At 28.6% G+C, this 5,564-nt stretch carries 5 protein-coding genes; all 5 read right to left on the bottom strand.

The features are described 5' to 3' along the window. Positions 1-188 precede the first annotated feature (188 nt). Positions 189-1,271: a hydrogenase formation protein HypD gene (hypD, locus tag KKC53_06700; GenBank protein MBU2598835.1), complete on the bottom strand. Its 1,083-nt coding sequence runs from the start codon at positions 1,269-1,271 to the stop codon at positions 189-191. Positions 1,272-1,317: 46 nt separating this feature from the next. Then, positions 1,318-1,536 carry a HypC/HybG/HupF family hydrogenase formation chaperone gene (locus tag KKC53_06695; protein MBU2598834.1) on the bottom strand — a complete coding sequence of 73 codons (219 nt, stop codon included), beginning with the start codon at positions 1,534-1,536 and terminating at the stop codon, positions 1,318-1,320. 44 nt (positions 1,537-1,580) lie between these two features. Beyond that, entirely contained in the window at positions 1,581-4,202 is a 2,622-nt protein-coding gene (gene hypF, locus KKC53_06690; GenBank protein ID MBU2598833.1) for a carbamoyltransferase HypF, read from the bottom strand. Between the two features lie 91 nt (positions 4,203-4,293). After that, positions 4,294-4,938 carry a hydrogenase nickel incorporation protein HypB gene (gene hypB, locus KKC53_06685; protein ID MBU2598832.1) on the bottom strand — a complete coding sequence of 215 codons (645 nt, stop codon included), beginning with the start codon at positions 4,936-4,938 and terminating at the stop codon, positions 4,294-4,296. Between the two features lie 329 nt (positions 4,939-5,267). Continuing rightward, on the bottom strand, positions 5,268-5,564 hold a 297-nt coding region (locus tag KKC53_06680; protein ID MBU2598831.1), incomplete at its 5' end, for a hydrogenase maturation nickel metallochaperone HypA.

The following is a 5,564-nucleotide window of genomic DNA, read 5'->3' as shown; positions in this document are numbered from 1 at the left end:
TAAAAATACTATTAAAAATATTAGTAAAACATCTCTTATATTTTTCATAAATTTCTCCCGGTATAATCATTACCCAAACTATATATATTATATATAGTCAAGGTAATAAGTTAATAATTACATATTGTTGCGAACTACTCCTGGCTTTAGCAAGGAGACTTTCCAACATGAAAATTAAATTTAAAAAATTATAATGCATAATGATAGTATGCAGCACAACTTCCTTCACTTGAAACCATGCAAGGTCCGACTGGATTTAAGGGATTACACACATTTTTAAAAAGAGGGCAGTTATATGGCATAATTAAACCTTTTAAGACATCTCCACATTTGCATCCTTTATGTTTTTTAACAAGTGGGGGGTCAACTGGAAATTTTTTTAATGCATCAAACTGAGAATATTTTTCTTTTATAACAAGACCACTTTGTGAAATTATTCCCAATCCTCTCCATAAAGCATCTGATTTATCAAAAACATCATTAATTAATTCTAAGGCAATTTTATTACCTTCTTTATTGACTCCTCTTTTATACTGAATTTCAACTTTTGCTTCCTTTTCCTTTGTTTGTATGGCTAACATTAAAATTCCTTGTAAGATATCAATTGGTTCAAACCCTGTTATCACACATGGAATTTTATAATCCCTTGCTATAAACTCATAAGGATTAGAACCAATAATAACACTTACATGCCCGGGGCATAAGAAGCCATTGATTTTTATATTCTCGTCCTTTACAAGCACTTTTAATGCTGGGGGTATTAATTTATGAACACTATATACATAAAAATTTTTAATCCTTTTTTCATTAGCATATTTAATAGTATATGCTACCATAGGAGCTGTTGTTTCAAATCCTACACCAAAAAACACAATATTTTTTTCTGGATTTTTTTGCGCTAAATTTAGAGCATCAATTGGTGAATAGACTACTCTTATATCTTTTCCATTTGCTTTTTCCTTCTCTAATGAAGAATATGATGATGGAACTCTCACCATATCTCCAAATGTTGTTAATGTAATCTCATATTTTTTTAGCATTTCAATTGTAATATCGAGCTCCCTGTTGTCTGTTACACAAACTGGACAACCTGGACCAGATATAAGTCTTAAACCTTCGGGCAAAGTCTGTCTTATTCCAAATTTAAAGGCATTTACTGTATGAGTTCCACAAACCTCCATGTAGTTTACTTTATCAATTTTAAGCTTTTTTAATCTTGAAATTATCTTTTTAGCTAAATTAGGGCTTCTAAATTCATTAATATATTTCAAATAAAACTCCTGCTTTTTATAGAAGTGTCTCCTCTAAAATTTTAGGTTATTGTTTATCTAATTCTGAGAGGATTTTTAAAGTCTCTTTTGCCTCTTCATCACTTAAAACATTTATAGCAAATCCTGCATGAACCAAAACATAATCTCCAATTTTGGCTTCGGGTAATAAAGCTAGGCTGATCTTCATTCTTACTCCTGAGAGATTAACCTCAGCTATTTGATTATTTTCAATTTTTACTATTTTTGTTGGAATAGCTAAACACATAATTACTTAAAAATTTTTTATTTTGTAAAAATTTAATAAATACATTAAACTCTTAATTTATCTGCAATATGATGAGCAACAAATGCTTGACCAAGAGATATTCCTCCATCGTTTACAGGAACTTGAAAGTTAGTGAAAACATCAAAACCTTTTTCTCTTAAAATTCTAAATGATCTATTTAAGATTATATTGTTCTGAAAAACCCCACCACTTAGTACAACTTTTTTAATATTAAATTTTTTATACATTATTTCACAGATTTTTGAAATTATAGCAATTATTGTATTATGAAATTTGGCTGATATATAAGAAGACTTATATCCTTTCTTAATATCAGCAATTATTCCCTCTATTATTGATAAAGTATCTATAATCATATTTTTATTTATAGATACAATACTTTTTTCATTTTTACTAATTCTATTCTCACTAATCATATTTGCTTTAAAATCTTTTTTTATAGAATATTTGTTCAAATTGTTAACTGATTGATTGTAATTTTCTTTTCTTATAATAAAAGGATAGCTTTCCAAAGTAGATTCGTTATTTACCATCTCTAACTCGACTGCTGCTTGACCTTCATAATAATTATGCTGTGAAATTGAAAGTAGAGAACTTACTGCATCAAAGAGTCTTCCACAACTTGAGGTAAGTGGTGAATTAAATCCGGATATTAATTGATTTATAATTACTTTTAATTCTGTATCTCTACAAGCCTTTCTTATTCCCTTAAAAAACTTATTTGAATCATTCTTAAATAAATTATAAATTTCACTTTTTTTATTTTTTATATCCTCTTTATATAATTTTTTATTTTCTAACTTATCTTTTTCTGAATTATTTAAATTATCTTTGGTTATTTTATTATTTAACTTATTTTTCCCAGATTTTTTAATAATATTATCAGTCTCTTTATCTTTACATTTAAATATTTTATTTTTATAAACTTCAAATAGATAGCTAATTGCCATCCTGTAAGGTCTTTCAATTGCTTTCTCTGAGCCTGGCATTAAAACTTTTCGAAAATGTGCTACTCTTTCAAAACCAAATTCATCTGCTATTAAAAATTCACCTCCCCAAATAGTTTCATCAGTTCCATACCCTGTACCGTCAAAAGCTATACCAATTACTTTTCCTTTTAAATGATTCTCAGCCATAACACTTGCAATATGAGCGTGGTGGTGCTGTACTGCAATTTTAACCTCTTTATTTGTTTCTTTGGCAAATTGGGTGGAAAGATATCCTGGATGCATGTCATATGCTACAATTTCTGGTTCTATTTTAAAAAGATTTTTATAAGTTGATAGTGAGCTTGTAAAGTGATTCATTGTCTCTAAATTTTCTAAATCACCAATATGTTGACTTACAAACGCATTTTCTCCATCAGCTAAACAGTATGTATTTTTTAAATGTGGTCCAACTGCTAGTATTTTTTTAGAATGATAATCAAGTTTTACAGGATAAGGGCAGTAACCTCTTGCTCTTCTTACCATCTGAACTTTATTATCAAATATTTTAGTAACTGAGTCGTCATAACGACCATAGATATCTCTATTATGAAACAAAAAGTAATCAACAATATGACCTAGTCGCTTAATTGCTTCTTCATTTTCAATTGCAATTGGTTCCTCGCTTATATTTCCACTCGTCATAACTAATGGTTTATCAAAACTTCTAAGCAGGGTGTAATGAAGAGGGGTATAAGGAATCATAACTCCTAAATAATTATTATTTCGGGCAATCTGTTCACAGACTCTTATATTATTTTCATTTTCCTTATATAATTTCCCTTTTCTTTCTAAAAGAACTATTGGTTTTTGACTTCCTGTTAGAAGTTTTTCCTCCTCTTTATTTAGATAACAGATTTCTTTAACTTGATCTACATCCTTAACCATAATTGCAAAGGGTTTTGATGGTCTGTTCTTTCTCATCCTCATTCTTTTTACAGCATCATTAGAAGTCGCATCACAAGCAAATTGAAATCCCCCAAGACCTTTTACTCCAATTATCATTTTGTTTTTTAGAAGATTTGATGCTTCCTCAATGGGATTTTCATTATTTACTAATTTACCCTTATTATCAACAAGCCAGATATGTGGACCACATACAGAACATGCATTCGGTTGTGCATGAAATCTTCTCGATAATGGATCATCATACTCTTTCTGGCAATTCTCACACATAATAAATTCATTCATTGTGGTATTTGTTCTATCATATGGCATATCCTTTATGATAGTAAATCTTGGTCCACAGTTAGTACAATTTATAAATGGATAGAGATATCTTCTATCATTTTTATCAAATAGCTCACTTAGACAGTCTTCACAAATAGCGACATCGGGGGATACAAGCTGATATTTTCCCTTCTTTCTAACGCTTTTTTTTATCTCAAATTTCTTATAATAAATAGGCTCTTGTTCTTCTAAACTTATTTCATCTATTTTTGCCATAGGAGGAGCTTTCTCTTTAATATTTTTTATAAAGAGATTTAGGTTTTTACTTTCTCCTTCTACTTCTATAATAACTCCTTCACTTGAGTTTAGAACCCAACCATATAATCTATTTTCTTTTGCTAACCTGTAGATAAATGGTCTGAAACCAACTCCTTGAACAACACCTTTTACATTTATCCTGTATCTTAAAACATTGTTTTTTTTCACCATTTTTCTATAATATTTAATTAATGGAGAGGGTATTGGACGTGCAATAAGATATACTCTAAAATAAATTGCACGCAAATCGCACGCAAATTTTTTACATTTTTAGTTCAGATTTTATCCAATTTATCCAATCATTAATCCCCTCACCTGTTTTACATGACATTAAAAAAATTTGAATTTTTGGATTTAATTTCAATATTGTGTTTTTAACTTTCTCAATATCAAAATCTAATGATCCAAGTAAATCTATTTTATTTATAATAAGAACATCAGATATAGAAAACATAAGAGGATATTTAAGAGGTTTATCGCTGCCTTCTGGAGTACTCAATATAACTACATTCTTATTTACTCCCAATTTATACTCTGCAGGGCATATTAGATTTCCAACATTTTCTATAAAAAGTAGTTTTATATTGGTTAAATCTATATTATTTATGGCTTGTGAAATCATATTAGCGTCTAAATGACATGAAGCTGTTTCTAGTTGAAGTGTTGGTATTTCTAACTTTCCTATTCTTTCTGCATCAATTTTTCCTGTATAATCTCCAACTATCACTGCACTCTTTATTTCCTCTTTAATTCTTTTTAAAGTCTCAACTACTAAACTTGTTTTCCCAGCTCCTGGGGAAGACATAATATTTATTGAGTATATATTCTTCTTCTTAAAAAAATCTCTGTTCCTCTTTGCCAGCTCCTCATTTACTCTTAAAACACTCTCTAAAACTTTTATTTCCATATAGAAAACCTCCCATTTTTATATAACTATTTTCCAATTAAAATTATTTTTAATTAATAATAACAATTTTAAAAGATAAATAAAAAAAATTTTCTACATTTAATTAGATTCTTCACTCCACTTCGTTCCGTTCAGAATGACAAATAAGATTGAATTAACCTTTCCTGATGCTTGTTTAATGACATAGTTTATTCTTTATCATTTGAAGGAGCTTTAGCAACTGAAAAATCTTATTAAACTTATTGAAGAACCCAATAAAATGAGAATATTTTCTTATTATTACTTAAGAGATTCTTCGTTTCGTTCAGAATGACAAATTTTTTATAATATCAATCAATAGTAATGCTTTTGATAATAAATCCTGTATCTGGTCTGATAAATACATTCTCTTTCCCACATTTTGTGCAGACTAAATCTAAATTTTCGATCTCAAAGTCCCCATTACAATTTATACAATAAGCTTTTGACTTTTCCTTTTCAAAAATAAGTTCTGCTCCCTCTGCTATTGTATTTTTAGATAAAATTTCAAAATAAAATTTTACATTCTCTGGAATAATTGTTGATAAAGCTCCTATTTTAAGACTAACAGAACTTATCTTTTTTGCATTGTTTTCTTCCGCATATTT

The sequence above is a fragment of the Actinomycetota bacterium genome, from assembly GCA_018830725.1.
Classification (GTDB): Bacteria; Actinomycetota; Humimicrobiia; order JAHJRV01; family JAHJRV01; genus JAHJRV01.
The sequence above is the reverse complement of the archived record's forward strand: the minus strand, read 5'-3'. Positions and strand labels throughout refer to the sequence as shown.

Coding starts and splice junctions, on each gene's coding strand:
- KKC53_06695 (MBU2598834.1), bottom strand. CDS start 1,536: ATGTGTTTAGCTATTCCAACAAAAATAGTAAAAATTGAAAATAATCAA.
- hypB (MBU2598832.1), bottom strand. CDS start 4,938: ATGGAAATAAAAGTTTTAGAGAGTGTTTTAAGAGTAAATGAGGAGCTG.
- hypF (MBU2598833.1), bottom strand. CDS start 4,202: ATGGTGAAAAAAAACAATGTTTTAAGATACAGGATAAATGTAAAAGGT.